This window comes from Actinospica sp., from assembly GCF_035552695.1.
In the GTDB taxonomy this organism is placed as follows: Bacteria; Actinomycetota; Actinomycetes; order Streptomycetales; family Catenulisporaceae; genus Actinospica.
In genome coordinates this window covers 12,968-39,033 of sequence record NZ_DASZKT010000053.1, presented here as the reverse complement: position 1 = coordinate 39,033, position 26,066 = coordinate 12,968, and the positions used below count along the sequence as shown (strand labels likewise).

General features: G+C 71.7%; 24 protein-coding genes. 9 read left to right on the top strand and 15 right to left on the bottom strand.

The features are described from left to right. Both VG296_RS08475 and hppD read right to left on the bottom strand, forming a co-directional pair. Positions 1-1,059 (bottom strand): DUF2510 domain-containing protein (locus VG296_RS08475; protein ID WP_325564849.1); only part of this gene is annotated, 1,059 nt, incomplete at its 3' end. 53 nt (positions 1,060-1,112) lie between these two features. Beyond that, the gene (hppD, locus tag VG296_RS08470) at positions 1,113-2,258 is read right to left on the bottom strand and encodes a 4-hydroxyphenylpyruvate dioxygenase (RefSeq protein ID WP_325564847.1); all 1,146 of its coding nucleotides are present in this window, start codon (positions 2,256-2,258) and stop codon (positions 1,113-1,115) included. Positions 2,259-2,376: 118 nt separating this feature from the next. Between hppD and VG296_RS08465 the strand changes: the two genes are divergently transcribed. The 3 genes from VG296_RS08465 to VG296_RS08455 are packed head-to-tail and all read left to right on the top strand — an operon-like array spanning position 2,377 to position 4,998. Then, a complete protein-coding gene (locus tag VG296_RS08465) occupies positions 2,377-2,856 on the top strand; it encodes an Lrp/AsnC family transcriptional regulator (protein ID WP_325564845.1) in 480 nt (159 codons plus the stop codon). A gap of 10 nt (positions 2,857-2,866) precedes the next feature. Then, on the top strand, positions 2,867-3,490 hold the full coding sequence (locus VG296_RS08460) for a DUF5819 family protein (RefSeq protein WP_325564843.1): 624 nt from the start codon (positions 2,867-2,869) through the stop codon (positions 3,488-3,490). A gap of 5 nt (positions 3,491-3,495) precedes the next feature. Further along, a complete protein-coding gene (locus VG296_RS08455) occupies positions 3,496-4,998 on the top strand; it encodes a DCC1-like thiol-disulfide oxidoreductase family protein (RefSeq protein WP_325564851.1) in 1,503 nt (500 codons plus the stop codon). Here VG296_RS08455 and VG296_RS08450 read toward each other — a convergent pair. The 8 genes from VG296_RS08450 to VG296_RS08415 all read right to left on the bottom strand — a co-directional run bounded on the left by VG296_RS08450 (position 4,903) and on the right by VG296_RS08415 (position 14,547). After that, positions 4,903-5,574 carry an IclR family transcriptional regulator gene (locus VG296_RS08450; protein ID WP_325564841.1) on the bottom strand — a complete coding sequence of 224 codons (672 nt, stop codon included), beginning with the start codon at positions 5,572-5,574 and terminating at the stop codon, positions 4,903-4,905. The two genes, VG296_RS08455 and VG296_RS08450, sit on opposite strands and share 96 nt — an antisense overlap. A gap of 83 nt (positions 5,575-5,657) precedes the next feature. After that, complete coding sequence (locus tag VG296_RS08445; protein WP_325564839.1) at positions 5,658-7,445, bottom strand: DEAD/DEAH box helicase; 1,788 nt, start codon at positions 7,443-7,445, stop codon at positions 5,658-5,660. A 120-nt stretch (positions 7,446-7,565) separates the two neighbouring features. Beyond that, the gene (locus VG296_RS08440) at positions 7,566-8,969 is read right to left on the bottom strand and encodes an MFS transporter (protein ID WP_325564837.1); all 1,404 of its coding nucleotides are present in this window, start codon (positions 8,967-8,969) and stop codon (positions 7,566-7,568) included. A 417-nt stretch (positions 8,970-9,386) separates the two neighbouring features. Continuing rightward, on the bottom strand, positions 9,387-11,819 hold the full coding sequence (locus VG296_RS08435; protein ID WP_325564835.1) for a xanthine dehydrogenase family protein molybdopterin-binding subunit: 2,433 nt from the start codon (positions 11,817-11,819) through the stop codon (positions 9,387-9,389). Further along, positions 11,812-12,450 (bottom strand): (2Fe-2S)-binding protein, encoded by a 639-nt coding sequence (locus VG296_RS08430; RefSeq protein ID WP_325564833.1) that lies wholly within the window; start codon positions 12,448-12,450, stop codon positions 11,812-11,814. The genes VG296_RS08435 and VG296_RS08430 overlap by 8 nt, the downstream gene beginning before the upstream one ends. After that, positions 12,447-13,565, bottom strand: coding sequence for an FAD binding domain-containing protein (locus VG296_RS08425; RefSeq protein WP_325564832.1), 1,119 nt, complete (start codon positions 13,563-13,565; stop codon positions 12,447-12,449). The genes VG296_RS08430 and VG296_RS08425 overlap by 4 nt, the downstream gene beginning before the upstream one ends. 57 nt (positions 13,566-13,622) lie before the next feature. Then, entirely contained in the window at positions 13,623-13,925 is a 303-nt protein-coding gene (locus VG296_RS08420; RefSeq protein WP_325564830.1) for a DUF3039 domain-containing protein, read from the bottom strand. Positions 13,926-13,974: 49 nt separating this feature from the next. Next, positions 13,975-14,547: a YqgE/AlgH family protein gene (locus VG296_RS08415; RefSeq protein WP_325564828.1), complete on the bottom strand. Its 573-nt coding sequence runs from the start codon at positions 14,545-14,547 to the stop codon at positions 13,975-13,977. A gap of 126 nt (positions 14,548-14,673) precedes the next feature. On the opposite strand from VG296_RS08415, the gene murA reads away from it, so the two are divergent. Both murA and VG296_RS08405 read left to right on the top strand, forming a co-directional pair. Beyond that, positions 14,674-16,062 carry a UDP-N-acetylglucosamine 1-carboxyvinyltransferase gene (murA, locus tag VG296_RS08410; protein WP_325564826.1) on the top strand — a complete coding sequence of 463 codons (1,389 nt, stop codon included), beginning with the start codon at positions 14,674-14,676 and terminating at the stop codon, positions 16,060-16,062. A gap of 28 nt (positions 16,063-16,090) precedes the next feature. Next, positions 16,091-17,065 (top strand): quinone oxidoreductase, encoded by a 975-nt coding sequence (locus VG296_RS08405; RefSeq protein ID WP_325564824.1) that lies wholly within the window; start codon positions 16,091-16,093, stop codon positions 17,063-17,065. A gap of 48 nt (positions 17,066-17,113) precedes the next feature. Here the strand turns inward: VG296_RS08405 and VG296_RS08400 are convergent, their stop codons facing one another. After that, positions 17,114-18,514: an NAD-dependent malic enzyme gene (locus tag VG296_RS08400; RefSeq protein ID WP_325564822.1), complete on the bottom strand. Its 1,401-nt coding sequence runs from the start codon at positions 18,512-18,514 to the stop codon at positions 17,114-17,116. Positions 18,515-18,715: 201 nt separating this feature from the next. On the opposite strand from VG296_RS08400, the gene VG296_RS08395 reads away from it, so the two are divergent. Next, entirely contained in the window at positions 18,716-19,267 is a 552-nt protein-coding gene (locus tag VG296_RS08395) for a DUF6886 family protein (RefSeq protein ID WP_325564821.1), read from the top strand. A 31-nt stretch (positions 19,268-19,298) separates the two neighbouring features. Continuing rightward, a complete protein-coding gene (locus VG296_RS08390) occupies positions 19,299-19,769 on the top strand; it encodes an ATP-dependent Clp protease proteolytic subunit (protein ID WP_325564819.1) in 471 nt (156 codons plus the stop codon). A gap of 105 nt (positions 19,770-19,874) precedes the next feature. Here the strand turns inward: VG296_RS08390 and VG296_RS08385 are convergent, their stop codons facing one another. From VG296_RS08385 to VG296_RS08370, 4 genes are all read right to left on the bottom strand, one after another. Then, positions 19,875-20,213: a helix-turn-helix transcriptional regulator gene (locus tag VG296_RS08385; RefSeq protein WP_325564817.1), complete on the bottom strand. Its 339-nt coding sequence runs from the start codon at positions 20,211-20,213 to the stop codon at positions 19,875-19,877. A gap of 92 nt (positions 20,214-20,305) precedes the next feature. Next, positions 20,306-22,657, bottom strand: a complete 2,352-nt coding sequence (locus VG296_RS08380) for a tetratricopeptide repeat protein (RefSeq protein WP_325564815.1) — start codon at positions 22,655-22,657, stop codon at positions 20,306-20,308. Positions 22,658-22,768: 111 nt separating this feature from the next. Then, the gene (locus VG296_RS08375; RefSeq protein ID WP_325564813.1) at positions 22,769-23,380 is read right to left on the bottom strand and encodes a TOPRIM nucleotidyl transferase/hydrolase domain-containing protein; all 612 of its coding nucleotides are present in this window, start codon (positions 23,378-23,380) and stop codon (positions 22,769-22,771) included. Positions 23,381-23,434: 54 nt separating this feature from the next. Next, positions 23,435-24,130, bottom strand: coding sequence for a hypothetical protein (locus VG296_RS08370; protein WP_325564811.1), 696 nt, complete (start codon positions 24,128-24,130; stop codon positions 23,435-23,437). Between the two features lie 238 nt (positions 24,131-24,368). Between VG296_RS08370 and VG296_RS08365 the strand changes: the two genes are divergently transcribed. After that, complete coding sequence (locus VG296_RS08365; protein ID WP_325564809.1) at positions 24,369-25,034, top strand: DUF899 domain-containing protein; 666 nt, start codon at positions 24,369-24,371, stop codon at positions 25,032-25,034. Beyond that, entirely contained in the window at positions 25,035-26,066 is a 1,032-nt protein-coding gene (locus tag VG296_RS08360) for a sigma-70 family RNA polymerase sigma factor (protein ID WP_325564807.1), read from the top strand. It begins immediately after the preceding gene.

The following is a 26,066-nucleotide window of genomic DNA, read 5'->3' as shown; positions in this document are numbered from 1 at the left end:
GGTGGCCTGCGAGTCCAGCTTGAGCACGTACTGGTGGTCGTGCCGGTGCGCTATCAGCAGCAGGGTCACGGTGATCGGCGCCGAGAAGATCGCGGCGATGCCGATGTCGATGATGCGGCCCAGGAAGCGCGAGCCGGGTGTGGCCAGCTCGACGACGGTGGTCTCGCCGCCGGGCTCCTCCTCGTCCTGCCCGACCGCCGAGCCGAAGTCGGGGGAGCCGGGCAGGCCCGCGAAGGGATTGTTGATGTTGCCGGGCAGCCGGTACGTGCCGGTGCGCTGGCTCGGTGCGAAGGCCGAGGGCACGATCATCGTGGCGACCGACTCGGGGACCTGCTGCGCCGCCGGCTGCGGCTGCGGCTGCACGGCGGGAACCGGCACGGGCCGCTGCGCGTACTGCTGAGGCTGCGGCTGTACCGCTTGCCGTACCGGCTGCGGCTGTACGGGCTGCGGCTGTACCGGCTGCGGCTGTGGCGGCGGCGGCTGTGGCGGCTGCGGCTGTACCGGCTGCGGCGGCGCTTGCCGCGGAGGCTGCGCGGGTGCGGACGGCGCCGCCGTCGCGGGCCACTGCACGGCCGGCTGCTGCTGCGGCTGCGGTGGCGCCTGCTGCTGCCGGGCGGGCTCGGCGTGCTGCTGCGCAGAATCGGCGTACTGCTGCGGCAGTTTGTCGCCGGTGCGCGAGTGCCGTCCCTGCTGCGGCGACTGCTGCGGCACCTGTGCGGGCGCGGGCGACGGCCCGGCCGTGGTCGCAGGGCTCTGCGCGTATCCCCGTGCCCCGCTCTGCGACCGGCCCGCGGACCGCCCCGGCGGATCCGGCTGCCCGGCCTGCGACGTGGCCGCGGGCTCCGGCTGCCAGGTGCCCGACGAAGACCGCCCCGCGGCCGCGTCCGTCCGCGAACTGCCCGGCTGCTGGCCCGCGACCTGCTGCGCCGCGTCCTGCGCCGCTTCCTCCGGCGCGGGCCTGCTGGTGCCCGCGACCCACTCGGCGCCGTCCCAGTACCGGATGTACCCCGGGATCGACGGGTCGGCGTAATACCCCGCGGGCGGATTTCCGGTGCTCAAGGTTCCCCTCCCCCGACATGCGAATTCCAGTCCAGGGGAGAGATTAGCCGAGTTCAGAGATTCCCGCGACGCTCCTGCTCCCGTTCGATGGCCTCGAACAGGGCCTTGAAGTTGCCCTTCCCGAAGCCGAGCGAGCCGTGCCGCTCGATCAGCTCGAAGAACACCGTCGGCCGGTCCTGCACCGGCTTGGTGAAGATCTGCAGCAGATAGCCGTCCTCGTCCCGGTCGACCAGGATCTTGCGACGCTGCAGCTCCTCGACCGGCGCCCGCACCTCGCCGATCCGGGCCCGCAGCTCGGGGTCCTCGTAGTACGAGTCGGGGGTCTCCAGGAACTCGACGCCGGCGGCGCGCATCGCGTCCACCGTGCGGATGATGTCGTTGGTGGCCAGGGCGATGTGCTGCACGCCGGGGCCGCCGTAGAACTCCAAGTACTCGTCGATCTGCGACTTGCGGCGGCTGACGGCCGGCTCGTTCAGCGGGAACTTGACCTTGCGGGTGCCGTCCGCGACCACCTTGGACATCAGCGCCGAGTACTCGGTGGCGATGTCGTCGCCGACGAACTCGGCCATGTTCGTGAAGTGCATGACGTGCCGGTAGAACTCGACCCACTCGTCCATCTTGCCGAGCTCCACGTTGCCCACGCAGTGGTCGACGGCCTGGAAGTAGCGCTTGTCCGGCGCGGGGACGATCGGCTCGCGCGCGACGTAGCCGGGCAGATAAGGGCCCTCATAGCGGGAGCGGTCGATGAGGCTGTGCCGGGTCTCGCCGTAGGTCGCGATGGCGGCGCGCACGACGGTGCCGTGCTCGTCGGTCAGCTCGTGCGGCTCCTCGAGGCCCTTGGCGCCGTGCTCGACCGCGTACCGGTACGCGGCGGGCACGTCCGGAACCTGGATCGCGAGGTCGGTCACGCCGTCCCCGTGCGCGGTGATGTGCGCGCCGAGCTCGGTGCCCGTCCGCACCGGGCCGTTGAGGACGAATCGGGCGGAGCCGGAGGTCAGCACGTAGGAGGCGTGGTCGCGGCTGCCGGTCTCCGGGCCCGCGTAGCCGACCAGGCGCATGCCGAAGGCGGTGGCGTAGTAGTGCGCGGCCTGCTTCGCGTTGCCCACGGCGAAGACGATCGCGTCCATGCCCTTGACCGGGAACGGGTCGGCGGCGGCGGGAGTGGCGGGGGACTCGTGCTCGTGCATCAGGTCGGTCATGCTCGTGATCCTGCTGCCGCTTCGCACAGTGGTCAATAGTTTGCGATTCTGCTATACAGAATGACTAGTACTTTGGGAAGTTCGGTCGACAACTTGTACAGAATGCGAGCGTGGCAGCATGGCGGTGGACGAGCTGGACGCCCGGCTGATCCGGCTGCTGAACGAGGAGCCGCGGGTCGGGATGATGGAGGCCTCGCGCCGCCTCGGCGTGGCGCGCGGGACCGTGCAGGCGCGGTTGGACCGGCTGCAGGCGGACGGCGTCGTGTGCGGCTTCGGGCCGCAGCTGGACCCGGTCGCGCTCGGCTATCCGGTGACGGCGTTCGCGACGCTGGAGATCCGGCAGGGCAGCGGCCGGGACGTGCGCGCGCATCTCGCGACCGTGCCGGAACTGCTCGAGATGCACACCGTGACCGGCACCGGGGACATGCTCTGCCGGATCGTCGCGCGCTCCAACCTGGACCTGCAGCATGTGATCGACCGGCTCATCGACTTCGACGGCATCGTGCGCACCTCGACGATGATCGCGCTGGAGAATCCGATCCCGCTGCGGGTGGTGCAGTTGGCCGAGGCCGCTGCGGTTTATCGATCCGACATGTAACCTCGGCGCGGTGAGCGAGCAGGCGGCGATATCGACGGCGCGGCGGCCGACGCGGCGTTGGTCGCGCGCGGTGGTCGGCGTGACGGTGCTGGTCACGCTGATCCTGGTGGCGATCCAGATGAGCGCGTCGTTCCTGTACAACGCGCCGGGCAACGTGATCTCGAAGAAGTACGCCGCGCAGGTCTCCTGGTGGATGACGCCGCTGCAGATGCAGAACTGGCAGCTGTTCGCGCCGAACCCGATCTCGGAGAATCTGGAGATCGACGCGCGCGCCAGCGTCGGTCCGTCCGCCGCCGTCTCGCCGTGGGTCGACCTCTCGGCGATCGACGCGGCGGCGACCGACGGCAATCCGGTGCCGAGCCACCTGACCATGAACGCGACGCGTAACGCGTGGCTGAAGTTCGTCGAGACGCACACGTCGACCGGAATCCCCAATGCCGGTTCGCCGCTGGCCGCGACCGCGCAGGCGTACCTGCAGAACCTCGTCCTCGGCTACCTGCGGCCGCGTGAGTCGGGCACGATCGACTCGGTCCAGGTGCGCTTCATCATCACGCTGCTGCCGGGGGATGGCCGCACGGCCGCGCAGACCGCCCCGCAGGCGCAGACGCTGCCGTGGTGGCTGGTGGCCCGGTGAAAACGATGACATCGCTGTTCAGCCGCTGCTACGCCCACGTCACCGAGTCGACCGTGGCCGCTCGCGGAACCGCCGCTCTGCGCATCGGCTACGGCACGCTCTGGACGCTGTTCCTGCTCTTCGAGTTCAACGAACGGCTCACCGCCTGGGGCCCGAACTCGCCGTGGTCGCCGACGATGGAGCGCACGTACGAGGCGCAGATCCCGATGTTCGGCTGGATCCGCGCGTGGATCACAGCCGTGGCCGGGCTCGGCAGCGGCGGCTTCGAGGCCTTCTACGCACTCGCGATCGTGGCCGGCGTGCTGTTCACCCTCGGCTGGCGCACGCGGATCAGTTCCCTGCTGTTCTGCTTCGTCGTCGTGGCGCTGGAGAATCGCAGCCCGCTGATCACGGACGGCGGCGACAACGTCCTCGTCATCATGTCGATCTTCCTCTGCTTCACGCGCTGCGGACGGCACTGGTCGCTGGACGCGCGGCGGCTGCGGTCCCGCCCGGAGCCCGTCGAGGCGTCCGACAGCCCGCCCGACTGGCGGCTCGAGCTCGGCGCGGTCCGCGAGCAGGTCGCGAACGTGCTGCACAACGGCGCGGTGCTGGTGATCGCCTTCCAGGTCTGCGTGATCTACGCGACGGCGGGCCTGTACAAGGTGCAGGGCTCGATGTGGCAGGACGGCACCGCGATGAGCTTCGTGCTGCGGCTGCACTGGTTCCAGCCCTGGCCGGGCCTGGACTCCTGGCTGCTCGGGCACTCCGTGCTGCTCGCCGTCGCGGGCTTCGTGACGGTGTTCGTGCAGATCGGCTTCCCGTTCGCGGTCTTCTCGCCCAAGCTCAAGTACCCGTCGCTGGTCATCCTGGCCGGCATGCACCTGAGCATCGCCGTGCTGCTCGGGCTGCCCTTCTTCTCGCTGCTCATGCTGGTCGGCGACGCGGTGTTCCTGTCCGACCGGGTGTGGCAGGCGGTTGAGAGGCGGGTCGCCGGCCCCGCGTACGCTGGAGACATGACCACGGGCACGACGGCGATCGCGAAGCCGACCTTGGTGTTCGACGGGGACTGCGGGTTCTGCACCTCGTCGGTGCGCTGGGCCGAGCGCTGGTGCCGTCCGGCGGTGCGCTTCGTGCCCTGGCAGGACCTCGATCTCGGGGCGCACGGGCTGACGGCGGAGGCCGTGACCTCGTCGGTGCAGTGGCTCAGTCCGCGCACGTCGGCCAAGGCGATTCCGCACGGATCCGCCGCCGTCGCGCGCACGCTGCTGCGTTCGCGCTGGCCGTTCCGCCTGGTCGGCGCGCTGATGCTGGTGCCGCCGATCTCCTGGCTGGCGCGCGGAATCTACCGGCTGATCGCGAACAACCGGTACCGGATGCCCGGCGGCACGCCCGCCTGCGCGGTGCCGGCGCCCGGCTCGGCCGCGTCCGGCTCAGCGGAGCGCGCTGGCGACCTCGGAGGCCGCGCGGATCACGCGGGGGCCGGTGCGATTGGGGTCGAGCTGCCCGAAGGAGATCACGCCGACTGAGGCCTCGACGCCCGGCACGTCGATCACCGGGGCCGCGATGCCGTACGCGCCGAACTGCAGCTCGCCGTCCGTCATCAGAAAGCCGGTGTTCTTGTTCTCCCGGTAGTTGAGGATCACCCGGCCGGCCGCGCCGCGGTCCAGCGCGTGCCGGGAGCCGACCCGATAGGCCACGTGGTAGTCGGTCCAGGTGGGTTCGACCACTGCCACGGCCAGCGCCTCGGTGCCGTCCACCACGGTCAGGTGCGCCGTCGCCCCGACCTCCTCGGCCAGCCGGCGCAGCGGGATGGTCGCCGCCTCGCGCAGCAGCGGCTGCACCTGCCGGGCCAGCGCCAGCACGCCGATGCTCAGCCGCGCCCGCCCGGAGGCGTCGCGGCGGGCCAGGCCGTGCAGCTCGAGCGTGGCGAGCAGCCGGTAGACGATCGTCCGGTTCACGTGCAGCCGCTCGGCGAGCTCCGTCACCGTCAGGCCGCCGGGGACCTCGGCGAGCTCTTCGAGCGCGCGCAGGCCGCGGTCCAGCGTCTGCGAGGTCTCCGGGTGGTGTTCGCTCCCCGCGGGGGTTGCCGTGCTAGTCGTCACGGCAGCAGTCTAAGCACGCGGTCTGTCAGGGGCTAAGTCCGAACCTGACGGAGCCCGTGTCGATCACGCCGCCTCGGCGCTGCTCACCGCTGTTTTTCCCGACCCGCTGCCCAGGCCCTGACCTTGTCGATCCTGGCCCGCAACTCGACCGCCGTGGCCTGCGCGGCGGGCGGGCCGCCGCAGCTGCGCCGCAGGTCGTTGTGGATGACGCCGTGCGGCAGGCCGGACTGGTGGTGCCACGCGCCGACCAGCGTGTGCAGCTCCTTGCGCAGGCTGAGCAGCTGCTGGTGGCTGACCACCGGCCGCTCCTGCGCCGGCAGGTTCGGCACTGCGCCGTCCGGCGCCTGCTGCCCGCGCTGCCGGGCGATCTGCCGCGTCTGGCGCTTCTGCAGCAGGGTCCGCACGTGTTCCGGTTCGAGCAGGCCGGGGATCCCGAGGTAGTCCGCCTCGTCCGCGCTGCCCGCCTCGGCCGCGAGCCCGTACTCGCCGCCGTCGAACATGACGCGGTCGAAGGTGGCCTCGGACTCCAGCGCCTCGAACTTGAACTCGCCGAGGTCGGTCTCGTTCTTCTCCGCGTTCGCGTCGGCGAGCAGGTCCTCCTCCTCGGACCACATGTCGTCGTCCCGCTTCTTGCGGTCGAGGATGTGGTCGCGCTGGAGTTCGAGCTCGTTGGCGAACTGGACCAGCATCGGCACCGAGGGCAGGAAGACGGAGGCGGTCTCACCGCGTCGCCGGGCGCGCACGAACCGGCCGACTGCCTGGGCGAAGAACAGCGGCGTGGAGATCGAGGTGGCGTAGACGCCGACGGCCAGCCGGGGCACGTCCACGCCCTCGGAGACCATCCGGACGGCGACCATCCAGCGGTCCTCGCCCTCGCTGAACTTCTCGATCTTGGACGAGGCCTTGGGGTCGTCGGAGAGCACGACCGTGGGCGACTGGCCGGTGATGTCGCGGAGCATCTTCGCGTACGCACGAGCGGCGAAGTGATCGGTCGCGATGACCAGGGCGCCCGCGTCCGACACCGCCTTGCGCACTTCGGTCAGCCGCTTGTCGGCCGCGCGCAGCACCGCCTGCATCCAGTTGCCCGCCGGATCCAGCGCCGTGCGCCAGGCCTGGCTGACCGCGTCCTGCGTCATCGGCTCGCCCAGCGAGGCGGCGATCTCGTCCCCGGCCTTGGTTCGCCAGCGCATCTGCCCGGCGTAGGACAGGAAGATGACCGGCCGCACGACGCCGTCCGCGAGCGCCGCGCCGTAGCCGTACGAGTAGTCGGCGACCGAGCGGCGGATGCCCTCCGCATCCGGGGCGTAGCCGACGAACGGGATCTGCGCGATGTCCGAGCGGAACGGCGTCCCGGTCAGCGCGAGCCGGCGGGCGGCCGGTTCGAAGGCCTCGCTGATCGCGTCACCCCACGCCAGCGCGTCGCCCGCGTGGTGGATCTCGTCGAGGATCACCAGCGTGCGCCGGTTCTCCACCCGCGAGCGATGCAGCATCGGATGCGCCGCCACGCCCGCGTACGTCACCGCGATCCCGGTGTAGTCGCGCGAAGTGCCGCCCGAGGAGCCGGAGTACGTCGGGTCGATCCCTATCCCGACCTTCTTCGCGGCCTCGGACCACTGGTGCTTCAGGTGCTCGGTCGGCGCCACGACCGTGATCTGCTGCACGATGTGACGGTCCAGCAGTTCCGTGGCGATCCGCAGCGCGAAGGTCGTCTTACCGGCCCCCGGCGTCGCCACCGCGAGAAAATCGCGCGGCTCCCGGCGCAGATACTCATCCAGCGCGGCCTGCTGCCAGGCCCGCAGCTTGCCCGCGGTCCCCCACGGCGCGCGGTCCGGGTACGCCGGAGACAGGTGTGAGGCGGCGTTGGTGCTCAACGTGACGTCGTCCCCTCAAGTGTCGCTGATGTCGCTCGGCCGCCGTGGCGGCGTTGCTCGGTCGGCGCGGTCTCCCACCGTACCGGGCGCCGCCGACAGAACGGGAAACGTTCCGTGGACTCAGGCCCGTCGAACCCGCGGCGCGAGTAGCCAGGCGACTCCGGCGATGGCGATGTAGAGGGCGTAGAGCAGCACGTATACGCTGCCGGAGGCGGGGCCGGTCGTGCTCAGGGCGTGGTAGATGCTGCCGCCGAGGGCGATGGCCAGGGTGCTGGTGATGCCGTCGGCGACCTGGAGCGAGGCCGAGTTCGTGCCCTGCTCCTCGGGCTCGGACAGCTCGAGCGTCAGCAGGCTGACGGTGGGGAAGGCCATGCCGGCGCCGAGGGCGGCGAAGCCCATGGCGGCGGCGACGGTCCACAGCGGGGTGGCGGTGCTGACGGCCACGATGTCGCCGAACAGGGACAGGCCGCAGATCGCGACGCCGGTGCGGACGCGGGCGGGCTTGGACAGGCGGGTGGCCAGAAACGGGCGGCTGATGGCCCAGGACGCCAGCGCCCAGCCGACCGTGGCGGTGACCAGGGACAGGCCCGCGAGGGTTACGCTCATGCCGCGGTGCTGTTCGAGCATCAGCGGCAGGAAGGCCTCGATGCCGAAGTACGAGCCCGCCATCAGTCCGCGCATCAGGATGACGGTCGGCAGGCCGCGGCGGGCGCGCAGCGTGCCGGGCGGGAGAAGTCGGGGCACGCTCGGGATCAGCAGCACGAGCGCGAGCGGGGCGAGGAGCAGGCCGACGAGGTTGATCTCCTGGCTGCCGAGCTGCAGCACTCCGGCGCCGAGCGCGGTCAGTCCGGCTGCGACGCGTATCCGGCGCAGTCGCGCGATCTCCGCCTGAGACCGCTCGGCCTGCTCGACGCGCGGCAGGTTGCGCAGCGGCTTGGCGAGCAGGCCGAGCGGGACCACGATGAACACGGCCGTGCCGAGGAAGATCCAGCGCCAGCTCAGGTCCTCGGTGAGCACTCCCGCGATCACCGGCCCGACCGCGCCGGGCAGCACCCAGCAGGCCGCCATCGCCGAGAAGGCCTTGCTCCGCAAGTGTTCCGGGTACGCCCGGCCGACCAGCACGTACAGCGCCACGATGACCAATCCGCCGCCGAAGCCCTGGATCGCGCGGCCCAGCACGAACTGGGCCATCGTCGTGGCCGTCCCCGAGGTGACCAGCCCGACCCCGAACAGCGCGATACCGCCGAGACACGGCAGCCGCGGCCCGCTCCGGTCGGACCGCTGCCCGCTCAGCACCATGCCGAGCAGACTGGTCGTCAGATACGCCGAGAAGGCCAGCGAGTAGTACGGCAGCCCGCTCAGCTTCGCCACCGCGACCGGCATCGCCGCCCCGACCGCCATCGCCTCGAACGCGGTGAGCAGGATCGAGGAGACGAATCCGATGGTGACGGCCAGATACCGCGGGCTGAGGATGCTCTCCGGCTTCGACGCGCGTACGGGAGCCGGAGCGGAGAGCGTGGTCACCTCAAGAGCGTACGTGATAGGCCAAGTGGAGGTCCACCTGTTACAGCGAGGCCTTCGGGGGGCTTGACCCCGGAGCCCTGGGTTTCGCTCACCCACCCTCCCACCCGTTGCGTTCACTGGTCGGCCGCGAGTTCGAAAGTCAAGTTCAAAAGCTGCCACTCGTGCGTCTCGACTCGAAGACCTGACGGCCTGAGGGCCGTCACGGCAGTGGGATACCTGGCCAGGGGGAGGCCTGAACCCCGCTCGCATTGAGGGGTCAGAGGTTCGAATCCCCTCAGGCCCAGCGGCGCCGTTGATTTTGGAAACCCACGCCTGCCCACCGAACGCAACGGGTGGGACGGCGGGCAAGCGAAACCTGGGGATCCGCGAAGCGGAGCACCGACGCACGACGACGACCCGACCTGGCGGGGTCCTCGCCTAGCTGCTCACGCCCCACGGCCGCAGCGGCAGGCGGGTCGGGTGGGCCTCCAGGGCGTCCCGGGTCGCGCAGGCCAGGGCGGCGGCGCAGGCGGCGTAGGAGGCGCGGCGGACCGGGAGGTAGCCGAGCGGGAGGGGGGCGGCGAAGCCGCGGCGGCGCAGCATGGTCGAATCGAGCTCGCCGATGGAGGACTCCAGGAACGGCAGCAGCTCGAGCTCGGGCTGCTCCAGCATCGTCGGGAACTGGCCGGGGCCGAGCGCGCCGAAGCCGCCCAGTTCGGCGCCGGCCAGGTCGATCTCCTCGGCCTGCGCGTTGAAGACGAAGTCCACCGCCGTGAGCACGCCCGAGCCGACCGCCGCCTCGGCCCGCTCCGGCAGCAGCACCCGGCCCGCGTCGTGGGCCGCGGTGACCCGCACCGGGCGCAGGGTGTGCAGCTCGGTGTCGGCGTCGACGACGGCTCGATAGGCGGCGACGGCCACGTGCGCGGTGCCGGGTTCGGGCACGAACACGCCGGGGGACGGGGCTCCCGAGCCGTGCACGCGGAACTCGCCGTTCGCGACGTACACCGCGGCGCCGCGCAGCACCCGGGCGTAGACCTCGTCCACCGGCTTCGAGAGCGTGCCGTCGTAGGTCACGACCATGCCGTCGCGCACCTCGAGCAGCTGCGGGGAGACCGCGAACTGGGCGGCGACCTTCGCAAGGGCCTGTGACCGTGCCCCGCGGGCGGCGCGCTGCACGGCCATGCAGTGCAGCCACGTCGTGCGCCCCGGGCCGATCGCCGTCGCGGGCAGGTCCGCCGGGTTCGCCGGGCGGCGCACGATCACCCGGCGCACACCGAGCACCTCGCGGGCCATCTTGCGCAGCAGCGCGTGCTGGCCGCTGCCGGTGTCCACCATGCTCGTCGCCACGTGCACGATCGGGCCGTTGACGTCCGAGGTGAGCGCGACCTGCGCGGTGGCGAACTCCTCGTCGAGCTCCGGCGGCACCAGGTCCACCATCGCCAGCGCGATGCCCGCGCCGCGCCGCACCCGGGTCAGCTCGCCGGTGCGGCCGACGGTGCCGGGGAAGGTGCGGATGTCCGGGCCCGGCGGGAAGGGCGGCATCTGCGTGTCGAGCAGCGTGGTCAGCAGCTCGGGCAGCGGGACCGCGCCGACCAGCCGGCGGCCGTCCGGCAGGTGGTCGCCCGACCGTATCAGGTTCTTGACACGCAGGTCGAGCGGGCTGCGTCCGCAGGCCGCGGCGGCCGCGTCGATCTGCGCCTCGGCGACCACGGCGGCCAGCATCGCGGCGCCGCCCGGCCAGGGTCCGGCGGGCGGATTGTGCGTGCGCACGACCCAGCCCTGGATCTCCACGTTCTCGCAGCGGTACGGCCCGACGACGCCGCGGCACAGCTCGTCCAGCAGCGGCTCGGCTCCCGCCGGATCGGCGCCGCCGTCCACGACCAGCTCCACCCGGACGGCGAGCAGCGTGCCCTCGGCGTCGACGCGGTGCGTGGCGTGCACGCGGATCGCCGGGGTGCCCGCGTCGCCGGCGAGCCGGTCGGCCGGGCCGCCCTCGGCCCGCACCGGTCGCCCGGTGCGCAGCGCCAGCAGCGCGGCGGCCACCCGCAGGTCCGGATCGTCGCCCGACCTGGTGCCGGTGAACGGCGCGGGCACCAGATGGATCGCCTCGATCGGCAGGCCCACGGCGGCGCAGACCGCGCGCAGGTCGCGCATCGGGTCGGCGCAGGCCGTGTGCAGCTCGAGGCCGACCAGCCGCATCCCGCCGTTGCCCTGTCCGTCCGGCGCGAAATGCGGCACGGCGAGTACGGCGCCCGGCGCGGCGGCCGGGTCGGCTCCCCGGCCGAATTCGTATCCGTACATGACGGTGCTCTCGCCCTCGGCGGGCTCGGCCAGTTCGCCGCCCTCGCCGAGGGTGTACCGGCGGTACGCCGAGACCCGCGAGTCGTTCCCGGTGCGCCGGGCCATCGCGAAGACCTGACGCGCGTCCAGCAGCGGCTCGCCCGGCGCGTAGTGGATCTCCACGGCGTCCAGCGCGGCGCGGGCCAGCGCGGGGTGGTCGGCGGCGGCAACGGCCACGCACTGCCCGCGGTATTCGACGGCTGTCACGCCGAGCTCCTGACCGGCCAGCACGGCGTGCACGCCGGGCAGGTCAAGCGCCGGCTTGACGTCGATGTGCAGCAGCGCGGCGTGCGGGTGCGGGCTGCGGGCCAGCGCCGCGTAGAGCATGCCGGGGCCGCCGGGCCGGTCCGCCGCGTACGGGTAGCGGCCCGCGGCCTTCGCGGCGGGAACGGCCTTGCCTATCCCGTCCGCCGGCGGATCCACCGCCGCGTACGCCGGGGCCGGGACGACGTCGACCGGCGCGGCGGCCGGGGCCTCCGGCGGAAGCTGCTCGCCGATCAGGAAGCCGGGTAGTGCGGAGGGTTTATTCACGGCGCCGCACCGCCTCGTGCACGGCGTCGATGAAGTGCCCGGGCGGCAGGCAGCGGCACAGGTGGCCGGAGAGCGACTCGCGGATCGCGGCCTCGCTCGGCTCCGGCTGGCGGGCCAGCAGCGAGCGCGTGGTCAGGCCGATCCCCGGCAGGCAGTAGCCGCAGCCGGCGCCGCAGTGCGCGGCCAGCGCGGCGGAGACCTCGTCGCCCTCGGCGTACGCCTCGGCGGTGGTCACCGCGGACCCCTCGGCCACCAGCGCCGGGGTCAGGCAGGCGAGCACCGGCTCGCCGTCCAGCAGCACGACGCAGGCCCCGCATTCGCCCTCGCCGCAGCCGTCCTTCGCGGCGGTGCGGCCGAGCCGGTCGCGCAGCACGAACAGCAGGCTGTCGGCGACCCACATCTCGGGCACCTCGACCGGCTCGCCGTTGACCACGCAGCGGATCGAGACCGTGGCGAACGGGCCCGAGGCGGGCGGCATCGGCGTCCCGGCCGGCTGCTCGGGGGTCCGCTGGCCGGGCACGTTGCCGGACACGGGGTGCGTGCCGCTGCCGGCGAGGGGGTCGATCTCCAGCTCGCCCGAGGAGTCCGCGGAGAGGAAGTCGTACTGGTCGAAGTCCTGCGCCTGGCTCACGCTCGCCCCCCGCCCTGGGACGGGATCGTGATGTCCGTGCGCGCGCCGAGCGCGCCGAGGCCCGGCACGTTCACCGGGCCGGAGATCGGACCGGGCACCGGCGGCGTCTGCGGCAGGCCGCGCTCGGCCCGCTCCACGGCCGTCCGCGCGCGCATCAGCTCCGCCTTGATCTGATACTGCTTCACCTGCTCCAGCCAGCCCGAGGGCGGCAGCGCGCGCACCAGGGCACGCCGTGCGCAGACCTCCGCGGCCTTCCTGCGGTACTCCTCCGGGATCCGCGAGGTGGACGCGCCGGCCGGGCCCGCCGTCAGCGGCGCCAGCAGCCCCTCGGCGACCAGCCGCGCGAAGGTCTGGTACGTGCCGGGATCCGGGATGGCGCCGGCCTCCCAGTCCACGTGGGCCTGCAGCCACTGTCCCGCGTGGTCCACCCGCGCGGGCACCGGTCCGTGCCCGCCGACGGCGCAGGCGACCTGACGGGTCGACGGGTCCACCACCAGCGCGAGGGTGAGCACCGGGCGTCCCGGCCCGCCGCGGGTACCGATCTTCATGAAACCCTGCTGGCCGGTGCCGAGCGGCAGCCGGAGGGCGGTGATCAGCTCGCCGGGCAGCAGTTGCGCGCCGCCGTCGCGGGCGTAGAGGTCGGCGACCGGGACCTGCCGCCACTTGTCGCGGGTGCGGCACACGGCGACCGCGCCGAGCGCTATCAGCGCGGTGAGCAGGTCGCGTCCGGGCAGCGGGGCCGGACCGCCGCCGAGCCGCTTGCCCGAGGCGAGGTTCCCGCCGAGGGTGGCGCGGGTGCGCAGGGCGGCGGAGCCTATCGCGCGGGCGGCCTGGGCGAGCGCGGGCAGTACCGCGCGCAGGTCGGGGTGCGTCAGGTCGGCACAGGTGGTGGCGGCGCCGATGATGACCTCCTGCTCGGAGAACCAGACCCCGCGCAGTTCGGGGATCCGGTCGATCAGCAGGAAGCCGCGGGGCCGCAGCCTTCCGGCGTTGGCCAGCACCATCAGCTCCGTACCGCCGGCCAGCACGCACAGGTCCGGCTCCGCGGCCAGCGCCTGGACGGCGGGCTCGAGCTCGGTCGGGCGCAGGGCTACGACGTGGGTGGACACCGACATGGAGGGCTTTGTCTTCGACTCTGGGATGGGTGGACGGCTCGGCTCAGGACCCGGCGATCAGGACTCGCCGCCGGACTTGCCCGCCTTGTCGTCGGAGTTGTCGTCGGCCCAGCCGGGACCTTCGTAGATCTCCTTGCAGGTCGGGCAGATCGGGTAGCGCTTCGGGTCGCGGCTCGGCACCCAGGTCTTGCCGCACAGGGCGGTGACGGGCGTGCCCAGGACCATCGCCTCGGTGATCTTGTCCTTGGGCGCGTAGTGCGAGAAACGCTCGTGGTCGCCGTCGTCGGTGCGGTAGTCGGTCCGCTCTTCGATCAGCGTGGACGTACCGCCAGAAACGGTCTTCTCATCTACGGTGCTCATGACTCGAGTGTAGGAGGTCCCCAGCCCTGCTGTGGAGTGCTTATCAAGGTCAGTTGAGTTCCGGGTCATCCGGGAAGGTGGAGAGCAGGGCGAGCCCGCCGCGCTGCCGCCGCAGCACGGTGCGCCAGGCCAGTTCCGGGGAGAGGGTGAAGGCGTCCGCGGGCGCCGCGTCGATCACGTACCACGCGCCCTGGCCGAGCTCGCGCTCCAACTGGCCGGCACTCCATCCGGCGTAACCCGCGTACACCCGGAAGGCCGAGATCTCGGCGGCCAGCAGTTCCGGCGGCAGGTCCAGGTCCACCAGGCCGAGATCGCCGTGCACGCGGCGCCAGCCGAGCGGGTCCGGGTCCTCGCCGCGCGGCAGCGCGCGCAGCTCGGCCAGGCCGAGGGCGGAGTCGAGCGCGACCGGGCCGCCCTGGAAGACCATCGGCATCGGACCGGCGAGCTCGCTCCACGCGGGCAGCACCTCGTGCACCGGCACCGTGGTGGGCCGGTTGATCACGACGCCGAGGGTGCCGTCGGTATCGTGGTCGAGCACCAGCACCACCGCGCGGTCGAAATTCGGGTCCACCAGCAGCGGAGTCGCCACCAGCAGTCGCCCGGTCAGCTCAGTGTCGGACATGCGCCACACCCATGGAGTACATACTGACAGGCGAGACGACACGTGTGCGGCGTTGGGCACAGCCGGTGCGTCTCTGGCAGACTGACGTCCCGTGCGACCGTCCCTCGTCAACCCGCACCAGGAGCCATGACTAGTCCAGCCACTACCCTGCCCCGGCCCGCCGAACCGTCGGAGGCCTTCGACTCCGCGGACCTCATCCGGGTCACCGGCGGCACGCCGCTCACCGGCGAGGTGACCGTGCGCGGCGCGAAGAACCTGGTCCCCAAGGCGATGGTCGCGGCCCTGCTGGGCGACGGGCCCAGCCTGCTGCGCAACGTGCCGCAGATCAGCGACGTGCGCATCGTCACCGGCCTGCTCGAGGCGCACGGCGTCTCCGTCCGCCAGGGCGAGCAGCCCGGGGACCTGATCCTCGATCCCACCTCGGTGGGCCGCCCCGACCACGCCGAGATCGCCGCGCACGCGGGATCCAGCCGGATCCCGATCCTGCTGTGCGGCCCGCTGCTGCACCGGATCGGCCACGCGTTCATCCCGGACCTCGGCGGCTGCCGGATCGGCGACCGGCCGATCGACTTCCACCTCGACGCGCTGCGCTCCTTCGGCGCCGTGGTGGACAAGCGCCCCGAGGGCCTGCACATCTCGGCCCCGCAGCGGCTGCGCGGCACCAAGATCACGCTGCCGTACCCCAGCGTCGGCTCCACCGAGCAGGTGCTGCTGACCGCGGTGCTGGCCGAGGGCGTGACCGAACTGCGCAACGCGGCCACCGAGCCGGAGATCCAGGACCTGATCGCGGTGCTGCAGAAGATGGGCGCGATCATCTCCGTGCTCGACAACCGCGTCATCCAGATCACCGGCGTGGAGTCGCTGAGCGGCTACAAGCACCGCGCGCTCCCGGACCGGCTCGAGGCCGCCTCCTGGGCCTGCGCGGCGCTGGCGACCGGCGGCGACATCCTGGTCCGCGGCGCGCTGCAGGGCCCGATGATGACGTTCCTGAACGTCTTCCGGCGGGTCGGCGGCGCCTTCGAGGTCGAGGACGAGCCGGGCGAGCTCGGCATCCGGTTCTGGCACCCGGGCGGCCCGCTGAGCGCGCTCGCGCTGGAGACGGACGTGCACCCCGGCTTCCAGACCGACTGGCAGCAGCCGATGGTGGTCGCGCTGACGCAGGCTCAGGGCCTGTCGATCGTGCACGAGACCGTGTACGAGAAGCGGCTCGGCTTCACCAAGGCGCTGATCGACATGGGCGCGCAGGTCCAGCTGTACCGGGAGTGCCTCGGCGGCACGCCCTGCCGCTTCGGCCAGCGCAACTTCATGCACTCCGCGGTGATCTCCGGACCGACGAAGCTGCACGCGACCGACCTGGTGATCCCGGACCTGCGGGCCGGCTTCTCCTACCTGATCGCGGCGCTCGCGGCGCAGGGCACCTCCAGCGTGCACGGCATCTCGCTGATCAGCCGCGGCTACGAGGATTTCGGCAGCAAGCTGGCCGATCTCGGCGCGCAGGTGGAATTCCCGTCCTGAGACGGTCGATCGCGGGAGAATCACCCTCATGCTTGCGGCATACGTGACGAAGACCGGCGGACCCGAGGTACTCGAGCACACCGAGGTCGAGGCCCCCGCCGTGGGGCCCGGCCGGGTGCTGGTGAAGGTGGCGGCCGCCGGAGTCAACTTCATCGACATCTACTTCCGCATCGGCCAATACCCGCGCCCGCTGCCGGCGGTGCTCGGCGGCGAGGGCGCGGGGACGGTCGTGGAACTCGGAGAGGGCGTCACCGGCCTGGCCGTGGGCGACCGGGTGGCCTGGGCGGACGGAAACACGGGCTCGTATGCCGAGTACGACGTCGTGGACGCCGACCGCCTGGTGCACGTGCCAGACGGCGTGGACCTGGAGACCGCGGCGGCCTCGATGCTCCAGGGCATGACGGCCCATTACCTGACGAACTCCACCTGGCCGCTGAAGGCCGGGGAGACGGCGCTGGTGCACGCGGCGGCGGGCGGCATGGGCCTGCTGCTCAGCCAGATCGGCAAGGCCAGGGGCGCGCGCGTGATCGGCACGACGTCCACGGAGGCCAAGGCCGCGCTCGCCCGCGAGGCCGGTGCCGACGTGGTGATCAACTACACCGAGGTCGAGGATCTGGCGGCCGAGGTCCGCGAGCTGACGGACGGCCGGGGCGTGGACGTGGTCTACGACGGTGTCGGCAAGACCACCTTCGAGGCCTCACTCGGCTCGCTGCGCAAGCGCGGCCTGCTGGCGCTCTACGGCGCCGCCTCGGGCCCGGTGCCGCCCTTCGACCCGCAACTGCTCAACCGGATGGGCTCGCTCTTCCTGACCCGCCCGACGCTCATGGACCACATCGCGACCCGCGAGGAGCTCGAGTGGCGCGCGGGCGAGACCCTCGCGGCGGTCGCGGACGGCAGCCTGAGGATCAACATCGGCCGGCGCTTCCCGCTGGCCCAGGCGGCCGAGGCGCACACCGCGCTGGCCGGCCGCGCCACGACCGGCAAGGTGCTGCTGATTCCGTGAGTCGGATCGCCGCGGGGGATTCCGGTCCCCCGCAGCTCTGATCCGGCGTCACTTACCGCCGGTGGCCACGTTCTTCACCGCGGCCGCCACGTTCGTCGCCACCTTCGGGTCGAAGACCGAGGGCACGATGAAGTTGGCGTTGAGCTCGTCCTCCTGGACCACGTCGGCCAGCGCGCGGGCCGCGGCGACCAGCATCTCCGGCCGGATCTCGTGGCTCTGCGCGTCCAGCAGGCCGCGGAAGAAGCCGGGGAAGGCGAGCACGTTGTTGATCTGGTTCGGGTAGTCGCTGCGGCCGGTCGCCACCACCGCGGCGTGCTCCCGCGCGGACTCCGGGTCCACCTCCGGGTCCGGGTTGGCCAGCGCGAACACGATCGCCTGCGGCGCCATCGTGGCGATGTCCGCACCGGTCAGGATGTTCGGCGCGGAGACCCCGATGAACACGTCGGCCCCGGCCAGCGCCTCGCGCAGGGTGCCGGTGTAGCCCGCCGGGTTGGTGTGCTCGGCGACCCAGCGCAGATCGGATTCCGCGTCGCCGAGGTCCTCGCGGCCGAGGTGCACCACGCCGTGGTAGTCGGCCACGGTGATGTCCTTGGCACCCGCGTCCAGCAGCAGCTTGATGATCGCGGTGCCCGCCGCGCCGGCGCCCGAGCAGACGATGCGCACCGCGGACAGGTCCTTGCCGACCACCCGCAGCGCGTTGGTCATCGCGGCGAGCACCACGATCGCGGTGCCGTGCTGGTCGTCGTGGAAGACCGGGATGTCCATGTCCTCGCGCAGCCGCCGCTCGATCTCGAAGCAGCGCGGCGCCGAGATGTCCTCCAGGTTGATCCCGGCGAAGCCCGGCGCGATCGCCTTGACCGTGCGGATGATCTCCTCGGTGTCCTGGGTGTCCAGGCAGATCGGCCACGCGTCGATGCCCGCGAAGCGCTTGAACAGCGCCGCCTTGCCCTCCATCACCGGCAGCGCGGCCATCGGCCCGATGTTGCCGAGCCCGAGCACCGCGGAGCCGTCCGTGACCACGGCGATCGAGTTGCGCTTGATGGTCAGCCGGCGCACGTCCTCCGGGTTGTCCGCGATCGCCTTGCAGACCCGGGCGACGCCGGGCGTGTAAGCCATGGACAGGTCGTCGCGGTTGCGCAGCGGCACCTTGGACTGCATCTCGATCTTGCCGCCGAGGTGCAGCAGGAAGGTGCGGTCCGAGACCCGCCCGACCTCGATCCCGTCGATCGCCTTGAGCCCGTCCGTGATCTGCGCCGCGTGCGCGCTGGAGTAGGCGGCGATGGTGACGTCGATGCGCAGCCGCTCGTTCCCGGAGCCGGAGACGTCGAGCGCGGTGATCTCGCCCCCCGCGTCCTCCACGGTGCGGGTCAGCTTGGACACCGCGTTGCCGCGGGATGGGGCCTCCAGGCGCACGGTGTACGAATAGGAGGCGTTGGGCTGAGTAGTCATGATCGCGGTCTTGCCTTCTTCCTGCGCTGCATCTCGGACGGTCGCGCTCGCTTATCCAATGCTCCCCATCGTCCCACGCGCCGGGTGCCCGAACGGTGACGTAGCAGCTGATGTGAGCGATATCGCGCGGGTTCATCAAGCGCGTAATTCGCGGCCCGAAATCCCGTCGCCGCCGCACGGGAGCCGTGCCAGGCTGGCTCGATGCGCCCGGAACCCGGACAGGTCCTGCACTTCTCCGAAGACCCGACGATTCGAAGCTTCGTGCCGCACGTCGCGGCCACGGCGCAGCAGCCCGAGGCGTACGTCTGGGCCGTGGACGCGCTGCACTCGCCGAGCTACTGGTTCCCCCGGCAGTGCCCGCGCGGCATGGCATGGGTGACGTCGTACACCACCGAGGAGGACCGCGTTCGCGTTCTCGGTCCGGGCGGGGGCGAGCGGGTGCACGCGGTCGAATACGGCTGGCTGGAGGCGATCCGGACCGTCGAGCTGTACGCGTACCGCTTCGACGCCGCGGACTTCCACCCCTTCGGCCTCTACGCGCACGCCTTCGTCAGCGAGCACGAGGTGCGGCCGCTGGGGCCGGCCGAGCCGGTGGGCGACCTGCTCGAACTGCATGCGGCCGCGGGCATTCAGCTGAGAGTTCTCCCCAGCCTGTGGACATTCTGGGACGCCGTGACGGCGAGCAGTCTCGGCTTCAGCGGCATCCGGCTGCGCAATGCCGGGCCGCGCTCTGCTGTCAGCAGAAACGAGTGATTTCCGGTCGTCGGCGGCCGAGAGTGGAGTCATGGCCTCTACTTTTGACGACCACCTCGCGAATCAACTCCTCGCGCAACGGATCATCTTCCTCGGCACGGAGCTCGACGACGTGACCGCGCAGCGTGTCTGCTCGCAACTGCTGCTCCTCGCGGCGGAGAACCCGCGTGCCGAGATCAGGCTCTACATCAACAGCTCCGGCGGCACGGCGACGGCCGGGCTCGCCGTCTACGACGTGCTGCGGCTGATCCCGAACGACGTGGCCACGGTGGCGACGGGTCTGGTCGCGGGCATGGGGCAGGTACTGCTGAGCGCCGGAGCGCCCGGCAGGCGCTACGCCCTGCCGAGTGCGCGGATCATGTTGCGCCAGGCCGAGAACCCGCAGGACTTGGATCGGCGGTTCACCGCGCAGGAGGCGGTGGAGCACGGCCTGGTGGACGAGATCACGGAATCGCTGGCCAAGGTGCGGCCGCCGAGCCCGACGCGGCGCGTCGGGCTCTGACGCTCTTGCCTCTGACGCCCTCGCCTTGGACGCTCTTGCCTCTGACGCCCTTGCCTCGAACGCCCTCGCCTCTGAGTCTGAGGCCCTAAGACTCTGACGCCCTGCCTACGCCGCGAGCGCGAGGGCGTCGCGGCTGCCGAGGGCGCCGACGGAGGAGCGGGCCGCGGCGGGCTGGGCCGGAGTCTCGTACTCGCCGAGCCTGCTGTGCGCGAGGTCGACCAGGTCGGACAGCCGCAGACCCAGGGCCCTCGCCGTGGCCGCGAGGATCTCCGAGGAGGCCTCCTTGCGGCCGCGTTCGAGCTCGGAGAGGTACGGCATGGAGATGCGCGCCGCGTCGGCCACGTCCTGCAGTGTGCGGTCCTGCGCCTTCCGTTCGCGTCGCAGCACCTCGCCGATCAGGTCACGCCACAACGGCTCGCGGCGGCGGTCATCGCGTATCTCCATGCCCTCAGCGTAGGCAACCGACGTTCGCCGGGGAGTCCTTTCCGCTCTGCTCTCAGCGAACACGGGGCCCGAGGCGCCGGGTCCGGGCTCGCTCAGCGCCCGGCGGACGCCAGGTCCGCGCGCACGACCTCGGCCTCGGGATTGCCGTACCGCTCGTACAGCCCCAGCGCCTGCTGCCAGAGGTCGACCGCCGTGCTCCGGTCGCCGTGCGCCGCGAACAGCTCCGCGAGCTTCTGCAGCGCGCTCGCCTCGCCGTCCACCTCGCGCAGCTCCCGGCTCAGCTCGAGCGCCCCGTACAGATGCTTCTTGGCGGTCTCCGTCTCGCCGATCTCCGTGTAGACGCCGCCGAGTATGTTGAGGGTCTTGAGCTTCAGCTGCTGCGCGCCGAGGTCGCCGACGATCTTCAGCGCGCGCAGCAGGTACTGCTCGGCCTGGGCGTTCTGCTTGTTGTCCGAGTACACCGTGCCGATGTTCAGGCAGGCCATGCCGACGCCCATCATGTCGCCGAGCTCCTCGCGGATGCGCATGGACCTCTCGAGCGTGTCGATCGCCTCCGCGTGGTCGCCGAGCCGGTACTGCGCGCCGCTGATGTTGTTCAGCGCGATGGCCTCGCCTACCCGGTCGCCGAGCCGTACCCGCAGGTCGAGCGAGCGCTCGAAGCTCTCCAGCGCCTTGTGCTCGGTCTCCTCCCAGTAGAAGTAGACGAAGCCGAGGTTGTTCCACATCCACGCCTCGCCCACGAGGTCCTCGATGGACTGCGCGGCGTCGAGCGCGGCGAGATGGGTCGAGGTCCAGTCGGCCAGGTAGCGGCGCGCGTTGAAGAACCCGAGCATCGCGGCGGCCAGTTTCCACGCGTGCTCCGCGAGTCCGACCTCCGCGGCCAGGAGCACGCCCGCGACCAGGTTCGTGCGCTCCCGCTCGCACCAGTCCAGCGCCTCCTGGTAGCTCGGGAACTCCGGTGCGGGCGGCTCGGGCGTGATCCCGTCCACCGGGATGGGCCGCGACTGCGGGGAGAGCAGCGCGTGCGTGTTCGCCGCCGACACGAGGTACCAGCCGATCAGCCTGCTGACGGCGTCCGCGCGCCCCTGCTCGCTCTCGTCGGCCTGCGCGCGCTCGGCCGCGTACAGACGAATGAGGTCGTGCATCCGGTAGCGGTCCGGCTCGGGCGATTCGAGCAGGTGCGTGTCCACGAGGGCTTCGAGCACCAGTTCCGCGCGCGCCTCGCACAGCCCGAGCAGCGCCGTTGCCGCGGGCAGTGAGATGGAGTCCGGTCCGGAAACCAGCCCCAGCAAGCGGAATGCGCGCTCGAGCGAGAGCGCGCCGGTGAAGCCCGGCTTGGCCAACGCCGCGTAGCTGACGTCGAAACTCGCGCGCGCGGCCAGGTCGCCGATCGCCAGCTCGTCCAGTCGACGCCGCCGATCCGAGAGCCGCCGCGCGAGGGTGGAGACGGCCCAGTTGGCCCGCGCACCGAGCCTGGCCCCGGCGATCCGCAGCGCCAGCGGCATCCCGTCGCACGCGCGCAGCAGTTCCGCCGTGGCCTCCGGTTCGGCGGCCAGCCGCGCGGCGCCGACGAGCTGCGCCAGCAGGATCGTCGCCTCGTCGTCCGGCAGCGAGGTCAGGCCCAGCTTGTACGCGCCGGGCAGTTCGGCCAGCCGGCTGCGGCTGGTGATCAGCACCGCGCACGCGTTGGTCGCGGGCAGCAGCGGAAGGATCTGCTGCACGTCCCGCGCGTTGTCCAGCACCACCAGCACCCGCCGCCGGCTCAGCAGGCTGCGATACAGGGCAGCGCGCTCCTCCGGTCCGACGGGCAGCTCGGCCGGCGTCACGCCGAGCGCGTGCAGCCACTGCCCGAGCACGGTCTCCGGGGTCAGCGCGTTCTCGAAGGCGCCGTTGAGGTCCACGTACAGCTGCCCGTCCGGGAAGCGGTCCGCGATGCGATGCGCGACGAACACGGCCAGCGTCGTCTTGCCGAGCCCGCCGCCCCCGGTGATCGCCGCGATCGAGACCTGCCCGGGATCGCCCGTCCCCGGCAGCAGCGCGGCGGACAGGTCCTGGATCTGCGCGCATCGTCCGGTGAAGTCCGCGGTGCTCGCGGGCAGCTGGGCGACGGCGGTCGGCTCGTCCGCTTCAGAGCCCGCGGCCCCATCCCGCGGCTCGTCGCCCTCGTCCTGCTCGGCCTCGTCCTCGAGCGAGGCCATCCGGAGCAGCGTGGCCAGCAGCGCGGCGTCCGCGCCGAACCGCGTCGCGGCGGCGGCGAGCGCGTCCGGCGTGATCAGCCGCTTGCCGTTGAGCCAGCGCTCCCACGACGCGCGGCTGTAGTGGGTCGAGGCGCTCAGCTGGGCGAGCGAGAGGTTGTGTTCGTCCTTGAGCGCGCGAAGTTCTCCCACCAATCGCCGGGCCGCCGGATTGAGCCCGGCCGGAAGGGGTGCCCACACACTGCCCACGATGCCCAAGTCCTTCGACCAGGTCCGTCCAATCCATGACAGACGTCTGCAGATTAGCGTGTCAGAATAACACGGCGAGTCGAAATGAAATCAACACGCTGTGAATACGGCTCAGAGTTCAGAGTTCAACCGAAATGGTCCGAGTGCCGCGTGCACGTGGGTGAGCACCGCGTCCAGCGGCCGCGGCACCCGGTCGAGCGGAACGGCGGCGGCCATCGCGGCGGCGTACCGCTCCTTCCCTCCCGAGCGCCCGCCCATCAGCCGCCGCAGCTGGTCGTGCAGGCTGCGTGAGCGCTGCGCGGGCTGCCGTTGCAGCCTGCGGAAGGAGCGCAGCTCGCCCGCGGCCGCGACGATCTCCTCCACGACCGACGGCCCGAGCGCGCGGATCAGCTCGTCCTCCAGATCCGGCGAGCAGGCGTAGAAGCCCAGCTGTTCCAACGGCGCCGACTCGCCGTCGAGCCCGATCCGGCTCAGCCCGCGGCGCACGAAGCGCTCCTCGCCGTCGTCGTAGAGGCCCGTGACCAGCACGTGGCGCCCGGGCGCGTGGTAGCGGTCGAGATGGTGCCCGATATTGGTGATTCCGTCCATCGACACGATCTCGATGCCGGTCGCCGCGAGATCCATCCCGCGGCGACCGGCGAGCACCGCCAACGCCGCCCGGTCGCTCACCCCCTCGACGAGCACCACCGCGCGAGCATCCCCGTTCGACGAGGCCTCAGCCATGCGGTGATCCTAGCTCGGTCGGCCGAGTCGTACTTCTGTATTACCTCTCGCCGCTCACCAGGGCTCGGCCGCCAGCCGCTCCAGGCAGATCCGCCGGTCTTCGTCCCCTGCGACGGCCTCGGCCAGCCGCGCCGCCTCGGCCTTCAGCTCCGCCGCGTCCGGCGCGCCCGAGCGGGACGCGACACGGGCCAGGGCCTCGGCGGCGAACGCGGCGTCCCAGTCGGTGAAGGCGGCCGGATGCGCCGCGATCAGCTCCGCGCAGCGCGCCGCGTGCCGGGCAGCCGTGTCCAGCTCCCCGACCGCCACCGCCACCGACGCGATCAGGTACTCGCCGCGTCCGTGGTTGACCACGGTCCCCGCCTGCATCCAGTGGTACGTCGAGGCGTACGCCGCACAGAGCGCCTGCTCACGCTCCTCCCGCGGGCTGTCCTCGGAAAGGCCCGCGTCGAGCACGTCCCAGGTCCCGTTGTTGAGCTCGACCGCGAACCAGCGGTGCAGGTCCCGCCCGCCGCTCTGCTGCTTCACCGCCGCCTCGACGAGCTCGCGCCAGCCGTCGAAGCCGTACTCGCGCGCGATCACGAACTGGGCCTCGCGCAGCGGCAGCTCGGCGCCGGGTTCGGCATGCGGCCGCACCGCACGCACCCGCGCGAGCGCGGCCGGGTTGCCGCCCGAGCAGGCGCGGCGCAGTTCCTTGGCCTGCGCACGCAGCTGCCCCAGCGAGGCGTTTTCCGGAAGGGTCTTGCCAGCCATCGAATCTCCATCGTCACCCGGGTCCGCTGCGGCCGGGCGCGACAGGCGTGAGCGCATGGCGTGACGCAGTGAAGGGGAATCCAGGGGCTACTCGGTGCTTGCCGCGGACGGGAGGCGTCCTGGTACGCGCTATCGGCAGCATACCCCAGCCGGAATCCGGGGCCCGCCGACCGATGAATTCGAGCGACCAGCGCGGTCTCATGCTCGGAAGGCTTTCGTCGCACCGGAGGAGACCGCCATGTCGTTACCCGAGATCGTTTCCCGCGAGGAGTGGCTCGAGGCCAGGATCGCCCTGCTGGCCGAGGAGAAGACGCTCACCCGGCAGCGCGACGCGCTCAGCGCCAAGCGCCGTCAGCTGCCGATGGTCCGCGTCGAGAAGGAGTACGTGCTCGAGGGGCCGGACGGCAAGGTCACCTTGGCCGAGCTGTTCGGCGGGCACCGTCAGCTCGTCGTGCAGCACATCATGTTCGGCCCGGACTGGGACGCGGGCTGCCCGCGCTGCACCGCGTCGACCAGCGAGTTCAGCCCGACGCTGCTCGGCCGGATCAACGAGGCGGACACCGCGTTCGCGATGGTGTGCCGGGCGCCGATCGAGAAAGTCCGCGCGTACAGCGAGGGCCGCGGCTGGGCACTGCCCTGGTATTCGTCGTACGGGAGCGCTTTCAACTACGACTTCCGAGTGACGATCGACTCGTCGGTCCCGCAGTTGGAGTACAACTACCGGCCGGAACCGGGCATCCTCGGCGACGCTGGCGGCAGCACCGAATTGCCCGGCGCCAGCTGCTTCCTGCGCGAGGGCGACGAGATCTTCCACACCTACTCGGCGTACGCGCGCGGCCTCGACCACACCGAAATGCGCTACGCGTTCCTGGATCTGACCGTGCTGGGGCGTCAGGATAGCTAGGTGAGTTCTGACGCTGACGACAGCTCCACCCTCCTGCGGCGTGCCCGGGGCGGCGACTCCCGCGCGTTCGACGAGCTCATCGCGGCATACCGGTCCGAGCTGCGGGCGCACTGCTACCGCATGCTCGGCTCGGTCCACGATGCCGACGACGCCTTGCAGGACGCGGTGTTCCGGGCGTGGAAGGGGCTGTCCGGCTTCACCGAACGCGGCACGGTGCGTGCGTGGCTGTACTCCATCGCGACCAACACCGCGCTGGATGTGGCCACGCATCGCTCACGCCGTGAACTGCCGGTCGATTTCGGCCCGGCGGCGGGTCCGGACGCCGATCTGGACCCGCCGTCCAGCGAAATCCCGTGGCTCGAGCCGTACCCCGACCAATGGCTCACGAACAGCGCCTTCGACCGCGCCGCGTCGTCCCCCGACGCAAGGTTCGAACAACGCGAAAGCGTCGAACTCGCCTTCGTCATCGCGTTGCAGCACCTTCCCCCGCTGCAGCGTGCGGTGCTGTTGCTGCGCGAGGTCCTCGGCTTCTCGGCGGCGGAGATCGCAAGCCAACTCGGCACGTCCGCGGCATCCGTGAACAGCGCCCTGCAACGCGCTCGCGCGTCCGTACGCGACAAGCGCCCCGAAACCACCCAGCAGCAGGCGCTCAACAAGCTGGGCGAGCAGCGCACCCGTGCCCTGGCCCAGCAATACGCCGAAGCCATCGAGCGCGCCGACGTCGACACGCTGATCAGCATGCTGACAGCGGACGCCACGTGGTCGATGCCCCCGATCCCCACCTACTACCGCGGCCATGAGGCGGTCGCCTCCTTCCTGCGCCGCTTCCCGCTGACGCAGGCCTGGAAGCACCGGCCCACCCGCGCCAACGGCCACCTCGCCGTCGGCTGCTACATGTATGACCGCACCCGGCAGGCCTTCCTCCCCCACTGCATCGACGTGCTCACCATCGACGGCGACCGCATCAGCGCCGTCACCGCGTTCCTAGGCGCGGATCTCCCGAGCTTCGGTCTGCCGGTCGAGGTGGGCTGA